General features: G+C 72.8%; 22 protein-coding genes. 15 read left to right on the plus strand and 7 right to left on the minus strand.

The genetic code is table 11. The annotated features are described in order from the left end of the window. Positions 1 to 82 precede the first annotated feature (82 nt). Complete coding sequence (locus tag ACOTKD_RS25375; RefSeq protein WP_424891315.1) at positions 83 to 889, plus strand: GntR family transcriptional regulator; 807 nt, start codon at positions 83 to 85, stop codon at positions 887 to 889. 146 nt (positions 890 to 1,035) lie between these two features. On the opposite strand, the gene ACOTKD_RS25380 is transcribed toward ACOTKD_RS25375, so the two are convergent. Then, entirely contained in the window at positions 1,036 to 2,559 is a 1,524-nt protein-coding gene (locus ACOTKD_RS25380; protein WP_424891316.1) for an MFS transporter, read from the minus strand. Positions 2,560 to 2,741: 182 nt separating this feature from the next. On the opposite strand from ACOTKD_RS25380, the gene ACOTKD_RS25385 reads away from it, so the two are divergent. Then, the gene (locus ACOTKD_RS25385; protein WP_424891317.1) at positions 2,742 to 3,347 is read left to right on the plus strand and encodes a TetR/AcrR family transcriptional regulator; all 606 of its coding nucleotides are present in this window, start codon (positions 2,742 to 2,744) and stop codon (positions 3,345 to 3,347) included. A 34-nt stretch (positions 3,348 to 3,381) separates the two neighbouring features. Here the strand turns inward: ACOTKD_RS25385 and ACOTKD_RS25390 are convergent, their stop codons facing one another. After that, complete coding sequence (locus ACOTKD_RS25390) at positions 3,382 to 3,999, minus strand: TetR/AcrR family transcriptional regulator (protein ID WP_424891318.1); 618 nt, start codon at positions 3,997 to 3,999, stop codon at positions 3,382 to 3,384. A 94-nt stretch (positions 4,000 to 4,093) separates the two neighbouring features. Here ACOTKD_RS25390 and ACOTKD_RS25395 point away from each other — a divergent pair, with 94 nt between their 5' ends. From ACOTKD_RS25395 to ACOTKD_RS25405, 3 genes are all read left to right on the plus strand, one after another. After that, positions 4,094 to 4,969: an NAD(P)-dependent oxidoreductase gene (locus tag ACOTKD_RS25395; RefSeq protein WP_424891319.1), complete on the plus strand. Its 876-nt coding sequence runs from the start codon at positions 4,094 to 4,096 to the stop codon at positions 4,967 to 4,969. Positions 4,970 to 5,139: 170 nt separating this feature from the next. Next, complete coding sequence (locus ACOTKD_RS25400) at positions 5,140 to 6,354, plus strand: cytochrome P450 (protein ID WP_424891320.1); 1,215 nt, start codon at positions 5,140 to 5,142, stop codon at positions 6,352 to 6,354. Between the two features lie 22 nt (positions 6,355 to 6,376). Beyond that, the gene (locus ACOTKD_RS25405; protein WP_424891321.1) at positions 6,377 to 6,580 is read left to right on the plus strand and encodes a ferredoxin; all 204 of its coding nucleotides are present in this window, start codon (positions 6,377 to 6,379) and stop codon (positions 6,578 to 6,580) included. A 58-nt stretch (positions 6,581 to 6,638) separates the two neighbouring features. Here the strand turns inward: ACOTKD_RS25405 and ACOTKD_RS25410 are convergent, their stop codons facing one another. Continuing rightward, a complete protein-coding gene (locus ACOTKD_RS25410) occupies positions 6,639 to 7,868 on the minus strand; it encodes a PucR family transcriptional regulator (RefSeq protein WP_424891322.1) in 1,230 nt (409 codons plus the stop codon). Between the two features lie 268 nt (positions 7,869 to 8,136). Here ACOTKD_RS25410 and ACOTKD_RS25415 point away from each other — a divergent pair, with 268 nt between their 5' ends. Beyond that, on the plus strand, positions 8,137 to 9,063 hold the full coding sequence (locus ACOTKD_RS25415) for a proline dehydrogenase family protein (RefSeq protein ID WP_424891323.1): 927 nt from the start codon (positions 8,137 to 8,139) through the stop codon (positions 9,061 to 9,063). A 49-nt stretch (positions 9,064 to 9,112) separates the two neighbouring features. Beyond that, entirely contained in the window at positions 9,113 to 10,744 is a 1,632-nt protein-coding gene (pruA, locus tag ACOTKD_RS25420; RefSeq protein ID WP_106680058.1) for an L-glutamate gamma-semialdehyde dehydrogenase, read from the plus strand. 61 nt (positions 10,745 to 10,805) lie between these two features. Here the strand turns inward: pruA and ACOTKD_RS25425 are convergent, their stop codons facing one another. Next, positions 10,806 to 11,681: a phosphatidate cytidylyltransferase gene (locus tag ACOTKD_RS25425; protein ID WP_424891324.1), complete on the minus strand. Its 876-nt coding sequence runs from the start codon at positions 11,679 to 11,681 to the stop codon at positions 10,806 to 10,808. A 342-nt stretch (positions 11,682 to 12,023) separates the two neighbouring features. Here ACOTKD_RS25425 and ACOTKD_RS25430 point away from each other — a divergent pair, with 342 nt between their 5' ends. Further along, positions 12,024 to 12,167: a hypothetical protein gene (locus ACOTKD_RS25430; protein WP_424891325.1), complete on the plus strand. Its 144-nt coding sequence runs from the start codon at positions 12,024 to 12,026 to the stop codon at positions 12,165 to 12,167. 19 nt (positions 12,168 to 12,186) lie between these two features. Here ACOTKD_RS25430 and ACOTKD_RS25435 read toward each other — a convergent pair whose 3' ends face one another. Continuing rightward, positions 12,187 to 13,839, minus strand: a complete 1,653-nt coding sequence (locus tag ACOTKD_RS25435; protein ID WP_424891326.1) for a purple acid phosphatase family protein — start codon at positions 13,837 to 13,839, stop codon at positions 12,187 to 12,189. Between the two features lie 130 nt (positions 13,840 to 13,969). Here ACOTKD_RS25435 and ACOTKD_RS25440 point away from each other — a divergent pair, with 130 nt between their 5' ends. From ACOTKD_RS25440 to cimA, 4 genes are all read left to right on the plus strand, one after another. Then, a complete protein-coding gene (locus ACOTKD_RS25440) occupies positions 13,970 to 15,013 on the plus strand; it encodes a 3-isopropylmalate dehydrogenase (protein ID WP_424891327.1) in 1,044 nt (347 codons plus the stop codon). A gap of 195 nt (positions 15,014 to 15,208) precedes the next feature. After that, positions 15,209 to 16,312 (plus strand): branched-chain amino acid aminotransferase, encoded by a 1,104-nt coding sequence (locus tag ACOTKD_RS25445; protein WP_424891328.1) that lies wholly within the window; start codon positions 15,209 to 15,211, stop codon positions 16,310 to 16,312. Between the two features lie 198 nt (positions 16,313 to 16,510). Beyond that, the gene (locus tag ACOTKD_RS25450) at positions 16,511 to 17,848 is read left to right on the plus strand and encodes an MFS transporter (RefSeq protein ID WP_424891329.1); all 1,338 of its coding nucleotides are present in this window, start codon (positions 16,511 to 16,513) and stop codon (positions 17,846 to 17,848) included. A 281-nt stretch (positions 17,849 to 18,129) separates the two neighbouring features. Next, positions 18,130 to 19,755 carry a citramalate synthase gene (gene cimA, locus ACOTKD_RS25455; RefSeq protein ID WP_424891330.1) on the plus strand — a complete coding sequence of 542 codons (1,626 nt, stop codon included), beginning with the start codon at positions 18,130 to 18,132 and terminating at the stop codon, positions 19,753 to 19,755. 37 nt (positions 19,756 to 19,792) lie between these two features. Here the strand turns inward: cimA and ACOTKD_RS25460 are convergent, their stop codons facing one another. After that, positions 19,793 to 20,428, minus strand: coding sequence for a TetR/AcrR family transcriptional regulator (locus ACOTKD_RS25460; RefSeq protein ID WP_424891331.1), 636 nt, complete (start codon positions 20,426 to 20,428; stop codon positions 19,793 to 19,795). 84 nt (positions 20,429 to 20,512) lie between these two features. Between ACOTKD_RS25460 and ACOTKD_RS25465 the strand changes: the two genes are divergently transcribed. Further along, positions 20,513 to 22,018: an FAD-dependent monooxygenase gene (locus tag ACOTKD_RS25465; protein ID WP_424891332.1), complete on the plus strand. Its 1,506-nt coding sequence runs from the start codon at positions 20,513 to 20,515 to the stop codon at positions 22,016 to 22,018. A gap of 15 nt (positions 22,019 to 22,033) precedes the next feature. Here the strand turns inward: ACOTKD_RS25465 and ACOTKD_RS25470 are convergent, their stop codons facing one another. Then, complete coding sequence (locus ACOTKD_RS25470) at positions 22,034 to 22,654, minus strand: YceI family protein (RefSeq protein ID WP_424891333.1); 621 nt, start codon at positions 22,652 to 22,654, stop codon at positions 22,034 to 22,036. Between the two features lie 239 nt (positions 22,655 to 22,893). On the opposite strand from ACOTKD_RS25470, the gene ACOTKD_RS25475 reads away from it, so the two are divergent. Continuing rightward, on the plus strand, positions 22,894 to 25,308 hold the full coding sequence (locus tag ACOTKD_RS25475) for a polysaccharide lyase family 8 super-sandwich domain-containing protein (RefSeq protein ID WP_424891334.1): 2,415 nt from the start codon (positions 22,894 to 22,896) through the stop codon (positions 25,306 to 25,308). Positions 25,309 to 25,527: 219 nt separating this feature from the next. Then, the coding region (locus ACOTKD_RS25480; protein WP_424891335.1) for a carboxyl transferase domain-containing protein at positions 25,528 to 25,852 on the plus strand (325 nt) is incomplete at its 3' end.

Here is a 25,852-nt window from a genome sequence, read left to right on the forward strand (position 1 = left end):
CTTGTGCCGGGCCTCATGCGGGGCCTCGTGCCGGGCCTCATGCGCTTCCGCCGCGCCCGGTGGCTCTCCTAACCTTCCGGCTATGGGTGTACTGGAACAGCCCGCGGCTCCGGCGCCCGCCCCGTACCTACGGATCGCCGCCGAACTCCGCGCCCGCATCGCCTCCGGAGAGATCCGTACGGGCGAGAAGGTCCCCTCCGTCCGGCAGATCTCACAGGAGTGGGGCATCGCGACGGCCACGGCCGGCAAGGTGCTGTCGGTGCTCCGCGCGGAGGGCCTCGTGCGGGCCGTGCCGGGTGTCGGCACCGTCGTCGGGGCCGCCACGGGGCCGCCGCCCCACCGCCCGAACGGTGCGCTGCGGACGCTCACCCGTGACCACATCGTGCGGACCGCCGTCGCGCTGGCGGACGTCCACGGGGCGGCGGCCCTGTCCATGCGTGCCCTCGCCGCCGAACTCGGCGTGCCCCCGATGGCGTTGTACCGGTACGTGCCGGGCAAGAGCGACCTCGTCGCTCTGATGGCGGACGCCGCCTTCGCCGAGCGCGGCCTCTCCGGCCGCGCCCCGGCCGGGTGGCGCGGCCGCCTGGAGGCGGCGGCCCGGCACCAGTGGGCCCTCTGCCGGCGCCACCCCTGGCTGCCCGCGGCCGGGCTTCCCGCGGCCGCCGCCGGCCTCATGGAATGGGCCATGGCCCCGGCGCTCCGCCGGGGCCTGGAGCCCGCCGCAGTGGCCGGCACCGTGGCGGCGGTCACCGGCTACGTGCGCGGCATGGCGGCCGGCCTGGCGGAGGGGCCCGATGCCGCCGGTCTCGACGCGGCCTTCGACTTCGGTCTGGCCCGCCTCCTGGACGGCCTGTCCATGTACGTGGAACAGCGAACGGGCAACGCATAGGGGCACTCCCCGCAGGTTCTTTCCGCCGCGACGGCGAATGACCACGACGACGCCGGCCGGCGGTGCCGTGCCTCCCTGAGGCCGTTCGGCACCGCCGGTCTCCGCCGCCCCGGCTGCTCGCCGCTGCGGCGGCAAGAAGGCTGCCGTCATCGCCGCCGCAGCGCCGTCACCGTGACCAGCGCGGACAGCAGCAGCGCGACCGCCCCGCCGACCGCAGCGACGTTCATGCCGTGCGTGAAGGCCTCACGGGACGCGGTGAGGACGTACTCGCCCGCCCGGCCCGGCAGCTGCGCCGCGACCGCCGCCGCGCCGCCGAGCGTCTCGCGGGCCGCGTCCAGCGCCCCGTGCGGCAGGCCGGCGGGGAGCTCACCGGTCATGTCGCGGCGGTAGACGGCGACGCCCACGCTGCCGAACAGCGCCATGCCCAGCGCACCGCCGAGCTCCTGGCCGGTCTCCAGCACGGAGGCCGCGGTGCCGGCCTTCTCGGGCGGGGTGGCGCCGAGCGCCATGTCGGAGACCAGGGCCATGACCGCGACGATGCCGCACGCGATGACCGCCGACCCGGTCAGCGTCAGGGCCAGGGAGCGGGTGCCGGCGCAGGTGAGCAGCCCGTAGCCGGCGGCCGCGACGACGAAACCGGTGGCCATGACGCGGGCCTTGGGGAACTTCTGCCCGGCCGCGGCGGCGAGCGGCGCTGCGCAGCCGACCGCGACCGAGGGGATCGCACCCCACAGCGCCGCCTCCAGCGGGCCCTTGCCGAGCACGGACTGCAGGTACTGCGTGCTGAAGTAGGCGGAGCCCATCATGCCGAACGTGGCGAGGGTGTTGATGCCGACGCCCGCCCCGAAGACGCGGTGCCGGAACAGCTCACGGCTGATCATCGCGTCGCCGCGGCTGCGCTGGCGCCGGACGAACGCCACGCCGAGGAGCAGGCCCGCGGCCACGCACGAGGCGGGGGCGAGCGAGAACCCGCCGGCCGCGATCTCCTTGATCCCGTAGATGACCGGGACGACGGAACCCGTGGACAGCGGCACGCTCAGGAAGTCGAAGCGGCCCGGGGCGGGGTCCTTGAACTCCGGGACGAGCAGCGGCACGAGCACCAGCAGCAGCACCATCGCGGGCACGTTGACGAGGAACGCCGAGCCCCACCAGAAGTGGTCCAGCAGCAGCCCGCCGAGGACCGAGCCGAGCGCGATGCCGCCCGCCATCGCCCCGGACCAGATGCCGACGGCCTTGCTGCGCTGCCGCTCGTCGTGGAACAGGTTGCGCACCAGCGCCATGGTCGAGGGCATCAGGGTGGCCCCGCCCAGCCCCAGCACGGCGCGCGCGGCTATCAGCATCTCCGCGCTCTGCGCGTACGCGGCGGCGACCGACGCGGCGCCGAAGGCGAGCGCCCCGGCCAGCAGCAGCTTGCGGCGGCCGATCCGGTCACCCAGCGACCCCATCGTGATCAGCAGTCCGGCGAGGGCGAAGGCGTAGCTGTCGAAGATCCACAGCTGCTGGGTGCCGGTCGGCTCCAGGTCCCGGCTGATGGCCGGCATGGCGAAGAAGAGGACGGAGACGTCCATCGAGACCAGGAGGAGGGGCAGCAGGAGGACGACGAAGGCCGTCCATTCCTTGCGTCCTGCGAGGTTGCGGGTGGCGGGCGGAGTCGCCGGAGGGGTCGTCATGAGCAGGACTATACGTACGTCTTAAACGCTTGTCTATGACGACCGTATAGAACGCTCGTATGAAAGGTGATGTAGGGCGGTCGCGAGGGCGGTCGCGAGGGCGAACGTGGTGCATTTTTGTGGGACGTGTGTATGAGACGCCCGTCTAGGACATGCGTATGGCTGCGGGCTACGCTGCCGTCATGGGACATCGCGAAGATCTGCTCGAAGGCGCCAAGCGCTGCCTGCTCGACAAGGGCTGGACGCGCACCACGGCGCGCGACATCGTGGCCGCCTCGGGGGCCAACCTCGCCTCCATCGGCTACCACTACGGTTCGAAGGAAGCGCTGATGATGGAGGCGTTCATCCAGCTGACCGTGGACTGGGCCGACGGGGCGGCGCCCGTCATCGCCTCCGCCGTGGATCCGGACGCTCCGCGCGAGGAGCGCCTCGCCGCCACGCTGGACCGGGTGACCGCGGGCTTCGCGAACGACCGCGCGTTCTGGTCGGCGCAGCTGGAGATCATCGGCCAGCTGGTGAAGAACCCCGAGCTCAGGGAGAAGTTCGCCGCGGTGCAGCCCGGTGGGCGCGAGGGCATGGTGGCGCTCTTCGAGGGCGTCGACGACAGCGAGGTCGGTCCGGAGGCGACCCGTACGGTGGGCGCCTTCTACCACGCCCTGTTCATAGGGCTGCTGACGCAGTGGCTCATCGACCCCGCGGCGGCGCCCACCGGCAAGGAGATCGTCGAGGGTGCCCGGCGCGCGCTCGCGGGCACCGTGCTGAACGCGCCCGGGGAGGCGGGCCGCTGACGGAGCGTGCCGCCGGGCCCGCCCCGCGCCGGGCTCAGCGGTAGGAGTCGATCAGGCGCGCCAGATGGCGCCCCGCGATCAGCAGGGGCTCCTCGTCCCGGGCGACCTGGGCCGTGAGCTCGGCGCCCTCCAGCGTGTTGATCACCGTGTGCGCGAGCTCCCGGGCGTCCTGCGCGCCGAAGCCGCAGGCGAGGAGCTTGTCGCGCACGAGGCCCCGCCAGCGCTCGAACGCCTCCGCCGCCGCCCGCTGGATGTCGGGGGCGTGGGCGGCGGTCCCCAGGGACGTGGCCGTGACGGGACAGCCGTCCAGCCAGTCGGAAGCGCGGAGTTCGGCGGCGACGTCCTGCGCGACGGCGAGCACCGCCTCGGCCGGGTCCGGCCGGCCCTCCAGCGCCCGGCCCAGCATCTCGGCGAACTCCCGGTCGCCGTGCCGGATCGCCTCGGTGGCCAGCTCCTGCTTGCCGCTCGGGAAGAAGTGGTAGACCGACCCGAGCGTCGCCTCCGCCTCCTTGGAGATCTGCTTGATCCCCGTCCCCTCGTAACCCTGACGCTGCATCAGTCGTGCGGTGGCGCGGACGATCCGCTCGCGCGTGCCGAGGCTTCCGCCCGGGCCCGCGGCCGGTCCGTCGTGCTGCTCCGAGGTCGTCTTCACCTTCCCGAGAATATAGGTAGAGCGTTCGTTCTAGAAGCGTGCTACGTTGTGGTCATCGCTAGATAGAGCGTTCGTTCTAGAGGGGTGTGGATTCATGGTTTCCGCGAACAAGGCAGCAGTGACCGTCATCGGCCTCGGCCCCATGGGGCAGGCCATGGCGGGGGCGTACCTCGACGCCGGCTACGAGGTGACGGTCTGGAACCGCACCGCGGCCAGGGCCGCCGCCCTCGTCGCGCGGGGCGCGCACCGCGCGGAGACCGCCGAGGAGGCGCTGGCCGCGAACGAGCTGGTGATCCTGAGCCTGACCGACTACGACGCGGTGTACGCGATCCTGGAGCCCGCCGCGGGCGCCCTGCGCGGCCGGGTCCTGGTGAACCTGAGCTCGGACACCCCGGAGCGGGCGCGCGAGGCCGCCGCCTGGGCCGCCGGGCACGGGGCCGAGCACCTCACCGGTGGGGTGCAGACGCCGCCCTCCGGGATCGGCTCCCCCGAGTCGTCCACCTTCTACAGCGGCCCCAAGGAGGTCTTCGAGGCCCACGAGGCCGCGCTGAAGGTGCTCACCGGCGCCGACTACCGCGGCACCGACCCCGGTCTGGCCGCGCTCTACTACCAGATCCAGATGGACATGTTCTGGACCGCGATGCTCAGTTACCTCCACGCCACCGCCGTCACCGCGGCGAACGGCATCACGGCGCAGGAGTTCCTGCCGTACGCGCAGTCCACCATGGCCTCGCTGCCGAACTTCCTCGCGTTCTACGCGCCGCGCATCGACGCCGGCAACCACGAGGGCGACGTCGACAAGCTCGCCATGGGCGTCGCGAGCGTCGACCACGTCCTCCACACGGCCGAGGGCTCGGGGGTCGGCACCACCCTGCCCGCCGCGGTCCTGGAGGTCTTCCGGCGCGGCATGGAGCGCGGTTACGGGGGTGACAGCTTCACTCGCCTGCTGGACGTGTTCCGCGAGGGGTGAGCCGGGGGAGGAAGGGGGCGCGGCAAAGGGGCGGCCGCGGACCGGTTGCGGCGGGTGTCGTGCGTTGTGCGGAATATGGCCGGAATGCTCGTAGCCCGCAGGGTGAAACGGGCTTGGACTGGGTGAACCGGATGTAGAGGACAACAGTCCGAACGCCTGGAAGGACACATATGACCGACACCGGGACCCAGTCCACCAGTACCTCGGCTCCCTCCTTCCCCAGCGACCGCACCTGCCCCTACCAGCCGCCCGCGGGCTACCAGGACCTGGCCGCCCGCGGCCCGCTGACGCACGTCACGCTGTACGACGGACGCGTGGTGTGGCTCGTGACGGGCCACACCGAGGCCCGCTCCCTGCTCACGGACCCCCGCGTCTCGTCCGACCGCCGGAATCCGGCCTTTCCCGTCTTCGCCCCGCGCGCCGAGGACCAGGCCTCCGTGGTGGTCCCCCTGCTCGGCGTGGACGACCCCGAACACGCCCGCCAGCGCCGCATGCTGATCCCGCGCTTCACCGTCAAGCACGCCAACGCCCTCCGGCCCCGCATCCAGCTGATCGTCGACGGCCTCATCGACACCATGCTCGCCAAGGGCAACAGCGCCGAACTCGTCTCCGCGTACTCCCTGCCCGTGCCGTCCATGGTGATCTGCAGCCTGCTGGGCGTCCCCTACGCCGACCACGACTACTTCGAGGGGTGCTCGCGGCGGCTGCTGAGCGCACCGACCTCCGCGGAGGCCGTCGCCGCGCGCGACGACCTGCGCGACTACCTCCACCGTCTCGTCGCCCGCAAGGAGGCCGAGCCCGGCGAGGGGCTGCTGGACGAGCTCATCGCGGACCGCCTCGGCGACGGCCAGGTCGACCGCGACGAACTCGTCATGATGGCGCTGCTGCTGCTCATCGCCGGCCACGAGACCACGTCCAACATGATCTCGCTCGGCGTCTACACGCTCCTCGAACACCCCGAGCAGCTCGCCGCCCTGCGCACCGACCCCGGCCTCATGCCGGCCGCGGTGGAGGAGCTGCTGCGCTTCCTCTCCATCGCCGACGGCCTCGTGCGGGTCGCCACGGAGGACATCGAGATCGCCGGGCACACGATGCACGCGGGCGACGGCATCATGATCAGCACCTCGCTCGTCAACCGCGACGCCGCCACCTACCCCGGACCCGACGCCCTCGACGTCAGCCGCTCGGCCCGCCACCACGTCGCGTTCGGCTACGGCGTCCACCAGTGCCTGGGGCAGAACCTCGCCCGCGCCGAGATGGAGATCGCCCTCGGCATGCTCTTCACCCGTATCCCGGACCTGCACCTCGCCGTTGCTCCCGACGAGGTGTCCGTGAAGCCCGGTGACACCCTGCAAGGACTCTTCGCTCTCCCGGTCGCCTGGTGAGCCCGTCGAAACGGAATCCGCCATGAGCTCTCTTCGCGTCTCCATCGACTCCGGCGTCTGCATCGGGGCGGGTCAGTGCGTCCTGACCGCACCGAGCGTCTTCGACCAGGACGACGACGGCTTCGGCCTCGTCCGCACGGGCCGCGAGGACGGCGGGGGTGACCCGCTCGTCAAGGACGCCGCCCGGGCCTGCCCCGTGCAGGCCATCACCGTGGAGGAGGACTAGCGGGCGAGGAGGGCACGGGGCCGGGACCGCCGCCGCGGGCGGGCCGCCTCCCGGGCCGTCACAGACGGGCCGCCTTCAGGGCCATGTGGAGCAGCAGCCGGCCCTCGCCCTCGTCCAGGTCGAGGCCGGTGAGCTGCTCCACGCGCGCCAGGCGGTAGTACAGCGTCTGCCGGTGGATGCCCAGGGCGGCGGCCGTGCGGCCCGCCTGGCCCGCGCAGTCGAGGAACACCTCCGCCGTCCGGGCCAGTTCCGCGTGGGCCGGCGCCAGCAGGGGGCGCACGGAGGTGTCCGCCGCGGCCCCGGCCGGCAAGGCGGCCAGCACGCGGTACGGGCCGATGTCCCCCCACTCCGCCACCGGCCCCAGGCGCGGCTCCGCCGCCGCGGCCCGGGCCGCCGCCAGCGCCTCGCGCCAGGCCTCCGGCAGCTCCCCGAGGCCGCGGCGCGGGGCGGCCAGCCCGGCCGTGCCGCCCCCCGCGCCCGCCCCCGCGCGCGGGGAGCGCAGCAGCCGCTCCGCCGCCGTACGGGCCGGGGCGATCGCCGTCGTCGTCCGCAGCCGGACCAGCGCGGCCAGCGCCGCCGGCCCCTCCGGAAGGGGGTCCGGAACGGCGCACAGCGCGGCCACCCCCGACTGCCCCGCCAGCGCCGAACCGACCCCGTCGGGCGCGCCCGGATCGCCCTCCCCGTGCTCGCCGTCGCCCAGCGCCCACGGCGCCACCGCGACCAGCCCCAGGGGCCCGTCCGCCGCCTGGCCCATCGCCTCCCGCAGCGCGGCGGCCGCGGCGTCGCGCCCGGCGGGCCGCCCCGCGAGGACCTCCCGCAGCAGCTCGCCCAGCTCCGCGCCGGCCCGCGCCTCGGCGGCCAGCAGCTCACCGATCCGGGCCGCCGTCTCCATGGCCTGGGCCAGCCGCGGATCCGCGTACGGGACGCTCAGGTCCAGGCCCGCCAGCTGCTCGTCGTCCAGCAGCCACACGTAGCCGTGCACCACGCCGCGATGGCGCACGGGCAGGCAGATGCGGCCCTTGAAGACCCCCGCCGCCGGGTCCGGCGGGATCCGCAGCGGCGACTGCGCCCGCGCGATGCCGAACGCCTCGAACCACGCCCGGACGGCCGCCGTCGACCGGCGCTGCAGGATCGAGCGGGTCCGCACCGGGTCCATCACCGCGTCGAGGTCGTCGTCCCCGCCGTGCGCGCCGAACGCGATCAGGACGAAGTCCCGGTCCTCCAGCGTCGCCGGGGCGCCGAGCGCCGCCGATATCTCGTCGACGAGGTGCTGATAGTCACCGCGCATGGCCCCGCCACGCTCCTTCCCCCGCTCCGTGCGGGCCCGCCCGGTCCACGCCGGACGCGGCCTTCGGACACTTTGGGTTCGCAAATTGTCCCGAAATCGACCCAAGGTTCTATGTGCAGGTCACCATTGTCATACATGTGTCTGAGATCCGGGCCACGGATGCGTGACAGCTGTCGATGGCTCACGATCGAGGTGATCTCTAGTTTTCACGATGAGTTACTTATGCCGTTTCCCCGCGTGGGGACGACCGTCATCGTGGAGGTGCCCCGTGCTGGGTCCCGTGATCCTCGCTGCCTCGCGCAGCGACAAAATGCGTCGTTTCGTATCGGCCGCCCCGGGCACCAAGCAGGTCGTCGACCGCTTCATCGCGGGGGAGACCGTCGACCAGGTCATTCCGATCGTGAAGGACGCCGCCGCCAAGGGGCTGGAGGTCACCCTCGACGTGGTCGGCGAGGACATCACCACCGTCGAGCAGTCCCACGCCGCCCGCGACGCCTACCTGGAGCTCATCGGCCGCCTCGAAGAGCTCGGCCTGGGCGAGCGCGCCGAGATGTCCGTCAAGCTCTCCATGTTCGGCCAGGCGCTGGAGGGCGGCCACGAGCTCGCCCTCGCCAACGTCCGCCCCGTCGTCGAGGCCGCCGCCGCCATCGGCACCACGGTTACGCTGGACGCGGAGGACCACACGACCCTCGACTCGATGTTCGCCATCCACGAGGAGCTGCGGAAGGACTTCCCGCAGACCGGCTGCGTCATCCAGGCGTACCTCTTCCGCACCGAGGACGACGCCCGCCGCCTGGCCGCCGCCGGCAGCCGTGTGCGTATCGTGAAGGGTGCGTACAAGGAGCCCGCCTCCGTCGCATACCAGGACAAGGCAGAGATCGACAAGGCGTTCGTCCGCATCGTCAGGATCCTCATGGCGGGTGAGGGCTACCCGATGATCGGCTCGCACGACCCGCGTCTGATCGCCATCACACAGGAGCTCGCCCGGCAGGCGGGCCGCAAGCCGGACGAGTACGAGTTCCAGATGCTGTACGGCATCCGCAGCGAGGAGCACGTCCGCCTGGCCGCCGAGGGCCACCGGATGCGCGTGTACACGGCGTACGGCACCGACTGGTACGGCTACTTCATGCGGCGCCTCGCCGAGAAGCCGGCCAACCTGCTGTTCTTCGCCCGCTCCATCCTCACCAAGGGCTGAGCCGCCCCCCCCACACCCCCCGCAGAGCCCCGAAGGAGACACGGAACCCATGGACGCTGTGACCCAGGTCCCCGCCCCGGTCAACGAGCCGGTCCACGGCTACGCACCCGGCAGCGCCGAGCGCGCCCGCCTGGAGGCCAAGCTCAAGGAGCTGGCGGCGAACCCGATCGACCTGCCGATGACCATCGGCGGCGAGAAGCGCATGGGCGGCGGCGAGCCGTTCAAGGTCGTCCAGCCGCACAACCACGCCGCCGTCCTCGGCACCTTCAACAACGCCACGACGCAGGACGCCCAGGACGCGATCGACGCCGCCCTCGCCGCCGCCCCGGCCTGGCGCGCGATGTCCTTCGACGACCGCGCCGCGATCATCCTGCGCGCCGCCGAGCTGCTCGCCGGCCCCTGGCGCGAGACGCTGGCCGCCTCCACCATGCTCGGCCAGTCCAAGACCGCCCAGCAGGCCGAGATCGACACCCCCTGCGAGCTCGTCGACTTCTGGCGCTTCAACGTGCACTTCGCGCGCCAGATCCTCGCCGAGCAGCCGGTCGCCAACTCCGCCGGCGTGTGGAACCGCAGCGACCACCGCCCGCTCGAGGGCTTCGTCTACGCGATCACGCCCTTCAACTTCACCGCCATCGCCGGCAACCTGCCGACCGCCCCCGCCCTCATGGGCAACGTGGTCGTCTGGAAGCCGTCCCCCACCCAGACCCACGCCGCCGTGCTGCTCATGCAGCTCCTGGAGGAGGCCGGTCTGCCCAAGGGCGTTATCAACCTGGTGACCGGCGACGGCATCGCCGTCTCCGAGGTGGCCCTGAACCACCCCGAGCTGGCGGGCATCCACTTCACCGGCTCGACCAAGACCTTCCAGTACCTGTGGAAGACGGTCGGCAACAACATCGAGAAGTACCGCTCCTACCCGCGCCTGGTCGGCGAGACCGGCGGCAAGGACTTCGTCGTCGCCCACCCGAGCGCCGACCGCGCGGTCCTGAAGACCGCCCTGACCCGCGGCTCCTTCGAGTTCCAGGGCCAGAAGTGCTCCGCCTCCTCCCGCGCCTACATCCCCCGCTCCATCTGGGAGGACGGCTTCAAGGAGGAGTTCGCGGCCGAGGTCGACGGCATCACCATGGGTGACGTCACCGACCTGTCGCACTTCATCGGCGCCGTCATCGACGACCGCGCCTTCGCCAAGAACAAGGCCGCGATCGACCGCGCCAAGGCCGACCCGAGCTGCACGATCGTCGCCGGCGGCACGTACGACGACTCGGTGGGCTACTTCGTCCGCCCGACCGTCATCGAGTGCACCGACCCGGAGAACGAGGTCTTCACGACCGAGTACTTCGGCCCGATCCTCGCCGTCCACGTCTACGAGGACGCCGACTTCGACGCGATGCTGGAGCAGATGGAGTCCGTCTCCGCGTACGCGCTGACCGGCGCCGTCATCGCGAACGACCGCGCCGCGGCCGCCGACGCCATGGCCAAGCTGCGCTTCGCCGCCGGCAACTTCTACATCAACGACAAGTCGACCGGTGCCGTGGTCGGCCAGCAGCCGTTCGGCGGCGGCCGCGCCTCCGGCACGAACGACAAGGCCGGTGCGGCCTCCAACCTGATGCGGTGGATCTCGACCCGCTCCATCAAGGAGACCCTGGTCGCGCCGACCGACTACCGCTACCCGCACATGGGCTGATCCGGCCCCGTAGCCGACCCGCGCCCCCGTCCGGCTCCCCAGCCGGGCGGGGGCGTCGTCGTCACAGGGTCACCGTCATCGCCGCCGGCAGCGCGAGGAGAAGGGGGCCGGTGGGGCCGAGCAGACCGCCGAGGCCGGGCAGCCACGCGCGGGCGGCCCTCGCGCCCGCCTCCCGCTCGATCGCGGACACGAGGAGGCCGCCGAGGACGCCGCCGGCCAGGACCGCGAACCACAGCGTGACCGTGAAGGCGCCCGCCGCCTCCAGCCCCGCGGCGGCCCCCATGCCGGCGCCCAGGACGCCGCCCCGGGTCCTGCCGGGGGACAGGGGCGACAGAGGCCGGGCCAGGGTGCCGCCGAGGCGGCGCAGGAGCGTGCTGCCGCACCACGCGCCCACCTCGCCGAAGGCGACCGCCACGCCGACCGCGAGGGCAGTGCCCTCCAATACCACAAGTCCGGTCAGCGCGACGGGAATCCACAGCAGCCCGAAGACCGTACGGGCCGCGCGCTCGCCGCCCCGTGCGGCGTCACCGGACAGCAGCGCGGGCAGCACGCCGGCGACGGTGAGCAGCGCGAGGGCCCGCGGGCCGAAGGGGTGCGCGAGGTCGTCCGCCTCCATCAGGGCGAGCGGTGGCAGGAGGAGCGCCCCGAGGGACAGCACCACCCGTTCGCCCCGCCCCAGGCGGACCAGCCGCGCGTATTCGGCGACCGCGATCAGCCCCAGCAGCCAGGCCAGCACCGACGCCCCCAGCTCCCTCAGGGCGAGCGCGCCGACGAAGACGGGAGCCGCCACCGCCCACGCCAGCCAGCGGCGCCGCAGCTCCCTGCGCATCGCCACGCGCGCGGGGAGACAGGCCACCGCCAGGCCGGAGGCCCCGAGGACGCCGGCGACCACCGGGACGATGCGGGGCAGGACGTCGCTCGTGTACAGCGTGCTCATGGGCCCTACTCTCGCCGCACGGGGCGGGAGGCGGATCGGTGGGGGACGCAAACATCCGCTCCGTCGATCACCGGTGCGAGCCCCGGGGGCCCCGTTGCCGCGCCGTCTCAGATAGTAGGAAGCCCGAGTAATTGTGCAGACAGCGCGGTACAGCTGTCCTAGCGTGGAAGAAGCCGAACGTGCGCTCCATCGAGCGTCAAGCGGTTGCGGCCCCGTGCGCGAGCGCAGGCGACCCCTGCGGCACCGCGGCCCCCGCCCTTCCCCCGGCGCTCTTCCCACCGCTCCCCGGGGCCCGCAGCCGGTGCCCCTTCCCGCAGGCGCAGCAGAGGAGACGTGACTCCCATGGCCGAAACCGCCGTCCGCAGGACCCGCCGCACCGCCCGTACGGCCGACCGCACCGACCGCCAGACCGACCGCATGAACGCCGCCGCCGCGCTCCAGCGGGCCCTGGACCGCCGGGACAACGGCGGCGTCACCGGTCACTGAGCGACGGGCGAGGCCCGCCTCAGTCCCGCCGCGCGGGGCGGACGACGTCGAAGCGGTCGATGCGCGCGCCGTTCTCCGCGAGAGCGGTCACCCGCAGCCGCGGGCGCCCGCCCCGTGCGGCCGGCTCGGACTCCACCGCCAGGAACGAGAAGCCGGTGTAGCGCACCCGCGACCACTCCACCTGCTCCGGGTGCTTCACGCGCCCCTTCTCCCAGAAGTAGCTGTCCACGCTCTCCAGGTCCTTCACGTGGCCCTCGTAGCTGTCCGGGGCGGGGAAGTCGTACAGCGACTTCCCCGCGCCGCCGGCGGTCACGTAGACGATGCCGTCGCGCGTGGAGTCGGCGGTGCCGCCGATGGGGACCTTCCGCCCCACGCGCGTGCCGCGGAGCGCGTCGGTGCGCTCGTAGATGTGGTTGTGGCCGTTGATGACCAGATCGACGTCGTGCTTCTCGAAGAGCGGCAGCCACGCCTCCCGCACCGCCCCGTCCGACGCGTGCGCCTTCGTCGTGGAGAACGCGCAGTGGTGGAAGAAGACGACGATGAAGTCGAGCCCGCGGGTGCGGCGCAGCTCGCCGAGCCGCCGGTCGAGCCACGCGGTCTGCGCGCCGCCGCTGTAGCCGGTGTTGGCGGTGATCTCGTACGAGATGTCGTTGGCGTCCAGGGCGACGACGCCGGTGTTGCCGTAGACGAAGGAGTAGACGCCCGGGGCGCGCCCGGGGTCGAAGCCGTTGCCGGGGAGGGTCCAGCGGGCGCTCTGGCCGCCGTAGCCGTTGGGGGAGTACCAGGCCTCCATGTCGTGGTTGCCGGTGGTGACCATCCACGGCACGGACGCCGCCACGGACTCGGTCTGGGCGAGGAACTGGTCCCACACGCGCGCGTCGTAGACGTCGGTGGGCTTGCCCGCGCCGCTGTCGTCGGCGTAGCAGATGTCGCCCGCGTGCAGGTGGAACGCCGGGTTCTGGCCGAGGATCAGCTGGTCGTTGGCGAGGGCCTGGTAGCTGACGCCCTGGTCGCCGAAGGCCGTGAACGTGAACTTCTCGGCCTTGCCGCCCTTCTCCGGGCGCTCGGGCGCGGTGCGGAAGGTGCCGATGCCGGAGAAGTGGCGCGGGTCGGCGGGGTCGTACCCGTCGTGCCCCACGCCGTAGTAGTACGTCCGTCCGGGGCGCAGGTTGTCGAGGGCGGCGTGCAGGTAGACCTGGTCGACGGCGGGGAGCTTCTTCGACAGCGGCGGTGTGTGCAGGGTGCGCACCTCGGCCTCCAGCTTGAGGCCGAGGTCCCACGGCGCGAGGCCCACCCGGACGTACGGCCGTCTCACCGCGAACGGCACCTGCCAGGAGATCCGCATCTGCGTCCGCGGATCGGCGCCGAAGGCCAGGTGCCGCCCGAAGGGCGCCACGTGCTTGCCGTCGACCGCCGCGGCGGCGGAGGGGGCGAGCAGCGCCGGGGACGACGCGGGCGAGGGTCCCGGGGAGGGCGCCGGGCCGGCGTACGCGTGCGCGGTGCCGCCCAGGAGGCCCGTGCCGGCGGCGGCCCCGGCCGTCACCGCCCCGGCGCGCAGCATTCCGCGCCGGGTGAGCGGCCGGGCGAACCGGGCCCGCAGGTACTCGTGCTGCTCCGCCATCGTCATGCGGTCCGCGAGCTGCTCGGGGATGCCTACGCGTGGTGTGTCCATGGCGACCAACGTGCCAGGAACCGGCAACTCCGTTGCGGACTTTGGGTGAACGTGACCCGACGGCTTCACCATCTGTCCGTATCGTGGACAAGGTGTGTCATCCAACGGGACGGGGGAGTACGGTCCCGGTATGTCTCGCAGCATTCGCCTCGCAGTGATCCCCGGTGACGGCATCGGCCGGGAAGTCGTGGCCCAGGGCCTCAAGGTGCTCTCGGCGGTCCTCCCGTCCGACGTGAAGCTGGAGACCGAGGAGTACGACCTCGGCGCCCGGCGGTACCACGCGACCGGGGAGATCCTCCCCGACGCCGAGCTCGCGTCCCTCAAGCACCACGACGCGATCCTCCTCGGGGCGATCGGCGACCCCTCCGTGCCCGCCGGCGTGCTGGAGCGCGGCCTGCTGCTCAAGCTGCGGTTCGCCTTCGACCACTACGTGAACCTGCGGCCCTCGAAGCTCTTCCCGAACACGGCCACCCCGCTCGCCGGGCGCCCGGACATCGACTTCGTCGTCGTCCGGGAGGGCACCGAAGGCCCCTACACCGGCAACGGCGGCTCCCTGCGCACCGGCACCCCGAACGAGGTCGCCACCGAGGTCAGCGTCAACACCGCCCTCGGCGTGGAGCGCGTGGTGCGCGACGCCTACGAGCGGGCCCAGGCGCGCCCCCGCAAGAAGCTGACGCTCGTCCACAAGAACAACGTCCTCGTCTACGCCGGACAGCTGTGGAAGAGCACCTTCGACCGGGTGGGCCGGGAGTACCCCGAGGTCTCCACGGACTACCTGCACGTGGACGCGGCCACCATCTTCATGGTCACGCAGCCCGAGCGGTTCGACGTGATCGTCACCGACAACCTCTTCGGTGACATCCTCACGGACCTCGCCGCGGCCGTCACCGGCGGCATCGGCCTCGCCGCCTCGGGCAACATCAACCCGGACGGGGCCTTCCCGTCCATGTTCGAGCCGGTGCACGGCTCCGCGCCCGACATCGCGGGCACGGGCAAGGCCGACCCCACCGCCACGGTGCTCTCCGTGGCCATGCTCCTGCGCCACCTCGGCTACGAGGCCGAGGCCGCCCGCATCGAGACGGCCGTCGCCGAGGACCTGGCGGCCCGGGACGGGGCCGCGCCCCGCACGACGGACGAGACCGGCGACGCACTGGCCCTACGAGTAACCGGCTAGCTCCCGGCCGCTGACTCAGCGCGCGGCCGGATGCGACCATCGATCCAGGGCCGCGCGCACGTTTTCCGTCCACGGCCCCACGAGCGATAATCGAACGTGGGGCCGCGGCATGAGGGGAAGCTCGGATGCTCTGACACCGTCAGGGACGGGGCGAGCTCGCGGTCCGCCACACACAACGGTGAAGGACACGCACTCATGACGACGCCCACGATCGAGCTCAAGCCCTCTTCGCACCCGCTGTCGGACGCGGAGCGGGAGCAGATCCTGGCCAACCCCGGCTTCGGCCGCCACTTCACCGACCACATGGTGACGATCAAGTGGACGGAAGGCCGGGGCTGGCACGACGGCCAGCTCGTTCCGTACGCGCCGCTGTCGATCGACCCGGCGAACATGACGCTGCACTACGCGCAGACGATCTTCGAGGGCGCCAAGGCCTACCGCCAGCCCGACGGCTCCGTCGCCATCTTCCGGCCCGAGGAGAACGCCAAGCGCCTGCAGGCGTCCGCGCGCCGGCTCGCCATGCCCGAACTGCCCGTCGAGACCTTCATCGAGGCGTGCGACGCGCTGGTGAAGCAGGACAAGGCGTGGGTGCCCGGCTCCGGCGAGGCCTCGCTCTACCTGCGCCCGTTCATGTTCGCGACCGAGATCGGCCTCGGGGTCCGCCCGGCCAACGAGTACATGTTCGTGGTCATCGCCTCGCCCGCCGGCGCCTACTTCCCCGGCGGCGTGAAGCCGGTCTCGGTCTGGCTGAGCGAGGAGTACGTGCGCGCGTGCCCCGGCGGCACCGGCGCCGCCAAGGCCGGCGGCAACTACGCCGCCTCCCTCGTCGCCCAGGCCCAGGCCATGGAGCACGGCTGCGACCAGGTCGTCTGGCTGGACGCCATCGAGCGCCGCTGGATCGAGGAAATGGGCGGCATGAACCTGTACTTCGTGTACGGCGCCGCGTCTGATCAGAAGCCGAAGATCGTCACCCCCGAGCTCACCGGCTCCCTCCTCCCCGGCATCACCCGCGCCTCCCTGATGACGATCGCCGCCGACCTCGGCTACGAGGTCGCCGAGGGCCGCATCTCCGTGGACGAGTGGAAGAACGGCTGCGCCGACGGCACCCTCACCGAGGTCTTCGCCTGCGGCACCGCCGCCGTCATCACCCCGGTCGGCACCGTGAAGTCCGCGCGCGACGGCTGGACGGTCGCCGACGGGCAGCCGGGCGAGGTCACCATGAAGCTCCGCAAGGCGCTCCTCGACATCCAGACCGGCGTCGCCGAGGACACCCACGGCTGGATGCACCCCCTGGGCTGAGGCCCGCGCTGACGTACGTACGTCCGTATGCCCGCGTCCACGGATGCGGGCATACGTGTGTACGGGGCGGGGCACGTACGTGCGTCCGGGCGGGACGCCCGAGTGCGCCGCGCCGTGAACGCAACGCACGCAAGTACGCGTGATCGTTGCCGGCCGGACCCTTGTCCGCCCCGTGCCGTTCCGCCACCGTGATCCACCATGGGACAGCACTGGAAGAAGATCTGGGTCGGTTCGGCCGGCAACATGGTCGAGTGGTTCGACTGGTTCGTCTACGCGTCGTTCGCGACGTACTTCGCGGGCTCCTTCTTCCCCGCGGGCAATGACACCGCGAAGCTGATGAACACCGCCGGCATCTTCGCCGTCGGCTTCTTCATGCGCCCGGTGGGCGGATGGCTGCTCGGCCGGGTCGGCGACCGGAAGGGCCGCAAGGCGGCCCTCACGCTGACCGTCACCCTGATGTCCGCCTCGGCCGTGCTCATCGCCGTCGCGCCGACCTACGCGGTCGCCGGCTACGGCGGCGTCGCCGTCCTCCTCGTCGCCCGGCTGCTGCAGGGCCTGTCGGTCGGCGGCGAGTACGCGGCCAGCGCCACGTACCTCACGGAGGCGTCCGCGCCGGGCCGCCGCGGCTTCGCCTCCAGCTTCCAGTACGTGTCGATGACGGCGGGCCAGATCCTCGGCCTGGGGCTGCAGATCGTGCTGCAGCACACCCTCTCCAGCGGCGAGCTGCACAGCTGGGGCTGGCGCATCCCGTTCGTCGTGGGCGCGCTCGGAGCCGCCGTCATCTTCTACCTCCGCCGCAACATGCTGGAGACGGACGCGTACACGGAGGCCACGGAGGAGGGCACGGGAGAGAGCGCCGGGGCCGTCGCCGAGCGCGGCACCATCCGGGCCCTCATGCGGCACAAGCGCGAGGCCTTCCTCGTCATCGCCCTCACCATGGGCGGCACCGTCGCGTACTACACGTACACCACCTACCTGACGAAGTACCTGTCCAACAGCGCGGGCCTGCCGAAGCAGACCGCGACCCTGGTGAGCTTCTGCGCCCTGCTGGTCTTCGCCTGCCTGCAGCCCCTGGCGGGCGCCCTCTCGGACCGCATCGGCCGCCGCCCCCTGCTGATCACCTTCGCGGTGGGCTCCACCTTCCTCACCGTGCCGATCATGACCATGCTCAAGCACGCGGGCTCGTTCTGGCCCGCCCTCGGCCTGTCCCTGCTCGCCCTGGTCGTCGTCACCGGCTACACCTCCATCAACGCGTGCGTGAAGGCCGAGCTCTTCCCGACGGGCATCCGGTCGCTGGGCGTCGCCCTGCCGTACGCCATCGCCAACGCGCTCTTCGGCGGCACGGCCGAGTACGTGGCCCTGTGGTTCAAGAACGGCGGCATCGAGTCGGGCTTCTACTGGTACGTGGCCGGCTGCGCCGCCGTGTCGCTGGTCGTCTACCTGTCGATGCGCGAGACGCGGGACATCGACCTCAAGCGGGTCGGTGGCGCGCCCGAGGGCGCCCCGGCGGACGCGGGCAAGGTGCCCGCATCCTGAGACCCGCCCGCACGGCGGAACCGGCGTGTGCCAAGATGCACCTATGCTCCCGTTCGCCATGATTATTGGCAGCAGGCGCGCCGGTCCGCAGTGACCGCTCCCGTACCACCCGTACGGAGCGGACACCGTCGTCCCAGACCCGCGCGCAGACCTCTCGCACCCGCGAGAGGTTTTTGCGTTTTCCGGCCCACCCGCGCCGGGGAACGCAGGGCGGGGGAGGCCCGGGGACGGTGGAACGGGTAATTCCGGTAGACCGACATCCTCACAGGAGTCAGAGCAGCATGACGGACGCAACCGACGGCCCCGACGAACGCACCCGCGTCGACGACCGCTTCCACGTCTTCGACACCACGCTGCGCGACGGCGCGCAGCGCGAGGGCATCAACCTCACCGTCGCGGACAAGCTGACCATTGCCCGGCACCTGGACGACTTCGGCGTCGGCTTCATCGAGGGCGGCTGGCCGGGCGCCAACCCCCGGGACACCGAGTTCTTCCAGCGCGCCCGCGAGGAGGTCGACTTCCGCCACGCGCAGCTCGTCGCGTTCGGCGCCACGCGCAAGGCGGGCGTGCGGGCCGAGGACGACCGGCAGGTCGCCGCGCTGCTCGACTCCGGCGCCCCGGTGATCACCCTGGTCGCCAAGTCCCACGACCGGCACGTCGAACTGGCGCTGCGCACCACCCTCGACGAGAACCTCGCCATGGTGCGCGACACCGTCGCGTACCTGCGCGGGCACGGCCGCCGCGTCTTCGTCGACTGCGAGCACTTCTTCGACGGCCACCGGGCGAACCCGGCCTACGCCCTCGACGTCGTCCGCACTGCGTACGAAGCGGGCGCCGACGTCGTCGTCCTGTGCGACACCAACGGCGGCATGCTGCCCGCGCAGGTCGGGGCGACGGTGCGGGAGGTCATCGAGGCGACCGGCGCCCGCCTGGGCATCCACGCGCAGGACGACACCGGCTGCGCCGTGGCCAACACCCTCGCCGCCGTGGACGCCGGCGCGACGCACGTGCAGTGCACCGCCAACGGCTACGGCGAGCGCGTCGGCAACGCCAACCTGTTCCCCGTCGTGGCCGCCCTGGAGCTCAAGTACGACCGCCGCGTGCTGCCGCCCGGCGCGCTGGCCGAGATGACGCGCATCTCGCACGCCATCGCCGAGGTCGTCAACCTCACGCCCTCCACGCACCAGCCCTACGTGGGCGTCTCGGCGTTCGCGCACAAGGCCGGGCTGCACGCCTCCGCGATCAAGGTCGACCCGGACCTGTACCAGCACATCGACCCGGAGCGGGTCGGCAACACCATGCGCATGCTCGTCTCCGACATGGCCGGCCGCGCCTCCATCGAGCTCAAGGGCAAGGAGCTCGGGGTCGACCTCGGCGGCGACCGCGAGCTGGTCGGCCGCGTCGTGGAGCGCGTCAAGGAGCGCGAGCTGGCGGGCTACACCTACGAGGCGGCCGACGCCTCCTTCGAACTGCTGCTGCGCGAGGAGGCCGAGGGCCGCGCCCGGCGCTACTACCGGATCGAGTCCTGGCGGGCGATCGCGGAGGACCGGCCGGACGGCACGCACGCCAACGAGGCCACCGTGAAGCTGTGGGCCAAGGGGGAGCGCATCGTCGCCACCGCCGAGGGCAACGGCCCCGTCGACGCGCTCGACCGGGCGCTGCGCGTGGCGCTGGAGCGCATCTACCCGCAGCTGGCCGCGCTCAAGCTGACCGATTACAAGGTGCGCATCCTGGAGGGAAGCCGGGGCACGGGGTCCATCACCCGGGTCCTGGTCTCCACGAGCGACGAGAGCGGCGAGTGGTCGACGGTCGGCGTCGCCGAGAACGTGATCGCCGCCTCGTGGCAGGCGCTCGACGACGCCTACGCGTACGGGCTGCGGCGCGCGGGCGTGGAGCCGCGGGAGTGAGCCCGGGTGCGCGCCCCGGAGCGTGGCCGGGGGCGCGTCACAGGCCCTGAGTCGCCAGCCCGGCGCCGAGCAGGTCGAACGCCAGCTCGGCGTCGGCGCGGGCCGCGTCCAGGACGGCGGTGGTGCCGCGGCCGGACGCCAGGCGCTCCCAGTTGTCCCGCGCGAGGACGTGGTGGACGACGATGATCTGAGCCGCCGCCAGCCGCGCCGTCACCGCGTTCGCGCCCGCCTCCGCCAGGGCTTCGCCCAGCGCCCGTTCGTCCTCGGCGGCGTACTGCATGAGGCGGGCCGCCAGGCTCGGGGTCGAGTAGAGCATGTCCCGGAAGGCCAGCACGGCGGGCACGTCGCACAGGCCGGTGACGGGGTCACGGGCGTCGAGCCGGGCGAGGAAGTGGGCGCGGAGCGCGGCCAGGGGGGACTCGCCCGGGGCCCGGCCGCGCACGACGCGCGCCGCCTCCCCCTGGTGGTCGGCGATGCGATGGAGGGCCAGGTCCTCCTTGGCGGGGAAGTAGCGGAACAGCGTCGGCTTCGACACCTCCGCGGCCGCCGCCACCTCCGCCACCGACACCCGGTCGAAGCCGCGCTCCAGGAAGAGCGCGATGGCGGTCTCGGACAGCGTCTGCCGCGTGCGCTGCTTCTTGCGCTCCCGCAGCCCGGTCGTCTCCTCGGTCACGCGGCCAGCCTACCAGAATCCGCGTTACTCAGAATCTTTTGTTACTCGGTTGCATTTTCTGCCCGGGGGGTCTTTCATGGGCGCATGACGACGACCACCACCGCCGGAGCGACGACCGCAACCGACGTCCTGATCGTGGGCGCCGGCCCCACCGGACTCACCCTCGCCTGCACCCTCGCCCGCGCGGGAGCGGCCGTACGGATCATCGACAAGTCCCCGGAGCCCCACCGCGCCTCCCGCGGCAAGGGCATCAACCAGCGCACCCGCGAGATCTTCGACGACCTCGGCGCGGGCGCGGAGGCCGCGGCTTCGGGCATCGAGCACATCACCCTGCGCAAGTACCGCGACGGCGTGGCGATCGCCGACACCGTGACCTTCGGGGACCGCGCCCCGACGCCGGACACCCCGTACGCCAGCGGGCTGCTCATCCCCCAGTGGCGCACCGAGGAGATCCTGCGGGGCAGGCTCGCCGGCCACGGCGTGGAGCCGGAGTTCGGGAGCGAGCTGGCCGGGTTCACCCAGAGCGCGGACGGCGTCGTCGCGACGCTCGCCGACGGGCGGCGCATCGAGGCCGCGTACCTCGTGGGCTGCGACGGCGGCCGCAGCCCCGTGCGCAAGGCGCTCGGCGTGACCTTCGAGGGCCGCACCGACGCCGAGGAGTGCATGGTGATCGGCGACGTCCGCGCCGAGGGGCTCGACCCCGCCTACTGGCACCAGTGGTTCGACGAGGACGCGGCGGTCATGCTCTGCCCCTTCCGCGACAGCGCCCACTGGCAGCTGCAGGGCATGCCCGAGCGCGACGCCGGCGGGCAGTTCCTCGCGCCGACCCTGGAGTCGTTCCAGCGGCTCGTCGACCGCTGCTCCCGGCAGGCGGGCATCCGGCTGTCCGACCCCACCTGGTTCTCCACCTACCGCATCAACGTCCGGATGGCCGACCGCCTCCGCACGGGGCGGGTCCTCCTCGCCGGGGACGCGGCGCACGTCCACTCCATCGCGGGCGGGCTGGGCATGAACACCGGGATCCAGGACGCCTTCAACCTCGGCTGGAAACTCGCGTACGTGGTGCGCGGCCTGGCCTCGCCCGGCCTGCTGGACACCTACGAGGAGGAGCGGCTGCCCGTCGCCGCCTGGACGCTCGGCCTCACCGACGAGAGGCTGCGCGCGGTGACCGAGGGCGTGAAGCGGGCGGGCGTCGGCACGGAGGCGGTGATCACAGACGACGTCACCACGCTGGGCGTGGGCTACGGCTGGAGCTCGCTCGCATGGGGCGGGGCGAACGCGGGCGAACGGGCCCCCGACGGGCCCTGCGGCAACGGCCGGCTCTTCGACGTCTTCGCCGGGCCGCACTTCACACTGCTGGGCTTCGGCCCGGGGAGCGCGCAGGCCCTGGCGGAGGCGGGGGAGAAGTGCGCGGACCGCCTGCGCACGTGCCTGGTCGACGACCCCGAGGGGCATGCCCGGCGCGCCTACGGGATCGGGGAGGGCGAGGACGCCCTGGTGCTCGTGCGGCCCGACAACCACATCGCGCTGAGCGCGGGTGCGGACCGGGGCGCGGAGATCGCCGGCCGTCTCCTGCGCCTCGGCCACTGACACCGCACGGGGGCCTCAGGCCTGGGGCGCGGCCTTGACCGCGGAGATGTCGAAGGTCAGCTTCACCTTGTCGCTGACCATGACCCCGCCGGCCTCCAGGGCGGCGTTCCAGGTCAGGCCCCAGTCGGAGCGCAGGATCTCGGCGCCGCCCTCGAAGCCGACGCGCTCCATGCCGTAGACGTCGGTGGCCGAGCCGTTGAACTCCAGGTCGATGGAGAGCGGGCGGGTGACGTCCTTGATGGTGAGGTCGCCGGTGATGCGGTAGCGGTCACCGCCGAGCTGCTCGGCGGCGGTCGAGCGGAAGCTCATCAGCGGGAAGCCCTCGGCGTCGAAGAAGTCCCCGCCGCGCAGGTGGGCGTCGCGGTCCTTCATGCCGGTGTCCACGCTCGCGGTGCGGACGTCGATGACCGCGGTGGAGCGGGACGGGTCGCTGCCGTCGAGGCGCAGGGTGCCCTCGTGCTCGGTGAAGGCGCCCTTGACGTTGGTCACCATGGCGTGGCGGACGGTGAAACCGATGCTGCTGTGGGCGGGGTCGATGGTGTAGTCGCCGGTGAGGGCGGCGAGCGCGGGGTCGACGGCGCGCGGGGCGGGGACGGCGGCCGGGGTGGTGCTCTGCTTGCGGCTGAAGAGGCCCATGGTGTGCTCCTGTGGCTGGGTTCGAAGACGGCCGTTCAGATTCGTTGAAGATTCAACTTGACCGTGAAAACACCGTAGCGCGAACTCGTTAAACATTCAACATCTAGGGAGGGGTGAATTCCGGCCGACCCCGGCCGACACGGTCGGTGCGCCATTGCCGCCCCTTCCCGCCCCGTGCCACCGTGTGCCTCCGGCACCGTCCGCACCGTCCCGCACCGCGCCCCCGGGGAGGCCCCGCCGTGCAGTCCGGTCCCGCCGCTCCCCGCCCGCCCGCCTGGACCCGCAGAGGTTTCCTCGCCGCCTCCGTCGCCGGCTCCCTCGGCTTCACCACCGTCCCCCGGGGCGGCAGCGACGACGCCGGCGAGGGCGACGCGTTCGCCGCCCTGCGCGCCCGCTGGCGCGGCCTCATGCTCGGCACCGGCTTCGACCCCGCCGCCGAGCCCTACGCCACCGCCCTGCGCCGCACCGGAGACCTCGCCCGCACCCACCGCGCCGGCATGGCCCCGGGCCCCGCCTCGCTCTGGCCGGACGCCCCCTTCGACCCGCCCTCCGGCATCACCCGCAGCTACGCGCGCCTGCACACCATGGCCCAGGCCTGGGCCCGGCCCGGCACCGGGCTCACCGGCGACCCCGCCCTCGCCGCCGACACCCTCACGGGCCTCGACCACGTGCACGCCCGCGTCTACCACCCCGCCACCACCCGCTACGGCAACTGGTGGGAGTGGCAGATCGGCAGCCCCAGGCTCCTCCTCGACAGCCTCGTGCTCCTCCACGACGAGGCCGGCGCCGCACGGCGCACCGCCTACCTCGCCGCCGTCGACCACTTCGTCCCCGACACGATGCTCGGCGACTACACCGGCACCAGCACCGGCGCCAACCGCGTCGACCTGTGCCGCGTCGTCGCCCTCCGCGGCATCCTCGGCGCCTCCGCAGCCAAGACCGCCCTCGCCCGCGACGCCCTCTCGCCCGTCTTCCCCCACGTCACCAGCGGCGACGGCCTCTACGCCGACGGCTCCTTCATCCAGCACACCCACGTCGCCTACTCCGGCACCTACGGCCAGGTGCTGCTCGACGGGCTCGGCCGGCTCCTCGCCCTGCTCCACGGCTCCCCCTGGGAGATCACCGACCCCGCCCGGCGGACCGCCTACGACAGCGTCGAGAAGGCGTACGCGCCGCTGATCCACGACGGGCTCGTCATGGACAGCGTCTCCGGCCGCGCCGTCAGCCGCGGCCTGCAGGCCGCGGACCCGGGCACGCCGCCGCAGAGCGACCATCAGCGCGGCCACGCCCTCATCGCCGCCGTCGCCCTCCTCGCCGGCAGCGCGACCCCGGCCGAACGCACCCGCTGGCACGCGATGATCAAGGGCTGGGCCGCCCGCGACACCACCCTCCCGCTGCTCACCGACCCCGCGCTCCCCATCGCCGACCTCGCCCGGATCGCCACCGCCTGCACCGGGCACGGGGCGCCCGCCCCCGCCCCCGTGGAGCACCGCCTCTTCCCCGCCATGGACCGCGCCGTGCACCGCCGCCCCGGCTGGACGGCCGGCATCGCCATGGCCTCCGACCGCATCGCCCACTACGAGAACGGCAACGGCGAGAACCCGCGCGGCTGGCACACCGGAGCCGGAATGCTCTACTGGTGGCGCGCCGGCGCCGGCGGCCCGTACACCGACGCCTTCTGGCCCACCGCCGACCCCTACCGGCTGCCCGGCACCACCGCCTCCGCCAAGCCGCTCGCCGGCAACGAGGGCGGCGCATGGGGCGAGCCCCGGCCCGCCGTGCGCTGGGTCGGCGGAGTGAGCGACGGCGAGTACGCCGTGATCGGCCAGCACCTCAAAGGGCTCTCCTCCACCCTGGAGGCCAGAAAGACGTGGATCTGCACCGCGGACGCCGTCGTCTGCCTCGGCGCCGGGATCACCGCGCGCGACGGCCACCCCGTCGTGACCACCGTCGACCACCGCAACCTCGGCGCGCACGGGGCGCCCGCCCTCCTCGTCGACGGCGCCCCCCAGCCGCTCACCGACGGCTGGAGCGCCCGCTACGAAGCCGCCCGCTGGATCCACCTCGAAGGCCACGGCGGCTACGTCTTCCCCGCGTGCCCCGCCGGCAGCGCCCCGCTCCACGCCCTGCGCGAGTCCCGCACCGGCTCCTGGCGCGACATCAACGCCGGCGGTGCCCCCGACCGCCTCACGCGGCGCTACCTCACCCTCTGGCACCCCCACGGCACCGACCCCGAGGACGCCGCCTACGCCTACCTCCTCATGCCCGGCGCGGGGCCCCGTGCCCTGGCCGCCCGCGCCGCCGACGAGACCTGGCTCGGGCTCCTCGCCAACACCGCCGGCTGCCAGGCCGCACACCTGCCCTCCCTCGGCCTCACCGCCGCCGCCTTCTGGGCCCCCGGCACCGCCGGTCCCCTCACCTCCTCGGCCCCCGCCGCCGTGCTCGTCCGCGACCACGGCCGGACCGCTACCCTCCATATGGCCGAACCGCCCCGCACCGGTGCCCCCGTCGAGATCACCTGGGACCGCCCCGTGCGCCGCGTCACCGCGCACGACGCCACCGTCCGCGTCCTGTCGACAGGCGACAGTCTCCGGCTCCGCGTCGCCCCCGGCACCGCCTGCGCCCCGCACCGCTGCTCCGTAGCCCTGGCATGACCGGGCGTGACGCCATTTCCGGCCCGTCGCCCGTCAAGTTCACTTGCCTACGGGTCAGGGGCGGGAGTTTTGTGGAACCTCCACAGGAGCACCCCCCGATCGGGGGGACCCCCGCTCCGGGCCGCTGCGGCCCTCTGTGACGCCTGCCCACCAAAAGGCACATGACGTTGTATGGAAACGACATGAGTTTCGGACGGCCCCGCCACGTACCGTCTATGCATGAGCAATCTCGAAGGTGCGCCCGTAGAGGCGAGTGACGTCCGTGGGCGCGTCGCCGAGCTGCACGCCATTCGCGAGCAGGTTCGGCGTGGTCCGAGCGAGCGAGCGACCCAGGCCCAGAAGGCCAAGGGCAAGCTGACGGCCCGGGAGCGTATCGACCTCCTCCTCGACGAGGGGTCCTTCTCGGAGGTGGAGCCGCTCCGCCGGCACCGTGCCTCCGGCTTCGGCCTGGAGAGCAAGAAGCCCTACACCGATGGTGTGATCACGGGCTGGGGCACGGTGCACGGGCGGACCGTGTTCGTCTACGCGCACGACTTCCGGATCT

Origin of the sequence: Streptomyces sp. XH2, from assembly GCF_049725035.1 — a bacterium.
In the GTDB taxonomy this organism is placed as follows: domain Bacteria; phylum Actinomycetota; class Actinomycetes; order Streptomycetales; family Streptomycetaceae; genus Streptomyces; species Streptomyces roseoverticillatus.

What these genes read in the sequence shown, in the direction of transcription:
- ACOTKD_RS25375 (WP_424891315.1), top strand. Translation starts at nt 83, where the DNA reads ATGGGTGTACTGGAACAGCCCGCGGCTCCGGCGCCCGCCCCGTACCTA.
- ACOTKD_RS25380 (WP_424891316.1), bottom strand. Translation starts at nt 2,559, where the DNA reads ATGACGACCCCTCCGGCGACTCCGCCCGCCACCCGCAACCTCGCAGGA.
- ACOTKD_RS25385 (WP_424891317.1), top strand. Translation starts at nt 2,742, where the DNA reads ATGGGACATCGCGAAGATCTGCTCGAAGGCGCCAAGCGCTGCCTGCTC.
- ACOTKD_RS25395 (WP_424891319.1), top strand. Translation starts at nt 4,094, where the DNA reads ATGGTTTCCGCGAACAAGGCAGCAGTGACCGTCATCGGCCTCGGCCCC.
- ACOTKD_RS25400 (WP_424891320.1), top strand. Translation starts at nt 5,140, where the DNA reads ATGACCGACACCGGGACCCAGTCCACCAGTACCTCGGCTCCCTCCTTC.
- ACOTKD_RS25405 (WP_424891321.1), top strand. Translation starts at nt 6,377, where the DNA reads ATGAGCTCTCTTCGCGTCTCCATCGACTCCGGCGTCTGCATCGGGGCG.
- ACOTKD_RS25410 (WP_424891322.1), bottom strand. Translation starts at nt 7,868, where the DNA reads ATGCGCGGTGACTATCAGCACCTCGTCGACGAGATATCGGCGGCGCTC.
- pruA (WP_106680058.1), top strand. Translation starts at nt 9,113, where the DNA reads ATGGACGCTGTGACCCAGGTCCCCGCCCCGGTCAACGAGCCGGTCCAC.
- ACOTKD_RS25425 (WP_424891324.1), bottom strand. Translation starts at nt 11,681, where the DNA reads ATGAGCACGCTGTACACGAGCGACGTCCTGCCCCGCATCGTCCCGGTG.
- ACOTKD_RS25430 (WP_424891325.1), top strand. Translation starts at nt 12,024, where the DNA reads ATGGCCGAAACCGCCGTCCGCAGGACCCGCCGCACCGCCCGTACGGCC.
- ACOTKD_RS25435 (WP_424891326.1), bottom strand. Translation starts at nt 13,839, where the DNA reads ATGGACACACCACGCGTAGGCATCCCCGAGCAGCTCGCGGACCGCATG.
- ACOTKD_RS25440 (WP_424891327.1), top strand. Translation starts at nt 13,970, where the DNA reads ATGTCTCGCAGCATTCGCCTCGCAGTGATCCCCGGTGACGGCATCGGC.
- ACOTKD_RS25445 (WP_424891328.1), top strand. Translation starts at nt 15,209, where the DNA reads ATGACGACGCCCACGATCGAGCTCAAGCCCTCTTCGCACCCGCTGTCG.
- ACOTKD_RS25450 (WP_424891329.1), top strand. Translation starts at nt 16,511, where the DNA reads ATGGGACAGCACTGGAAGAAGATCTGGGTCGGTTCGGCCGGCAACATG.
- cimA (WP_424891330.1), top strand. Translation starts at nt 18,130, where the DNA reads ATGACGGACGCAACCGACGGCCCCGACGAACGCACCCGCGTCGACGAC.
- ACOTKD_RS25465 (WP_424891332.1), top strand. Translation starts at nt 20,513, where the DNA reads ATGACGACGACCACCACCGCCGGAGCGACGACCGCAACCGACGTCCTG.
- ACOTKD_RS25470 (WP_424891333.1), bottom strand. Translation starts at nt 22,654, where the DNA reads ATGGGCCTCTTCAGCCGCAAGCAGAGCACCACCCCGGCCGCCGTCCCC.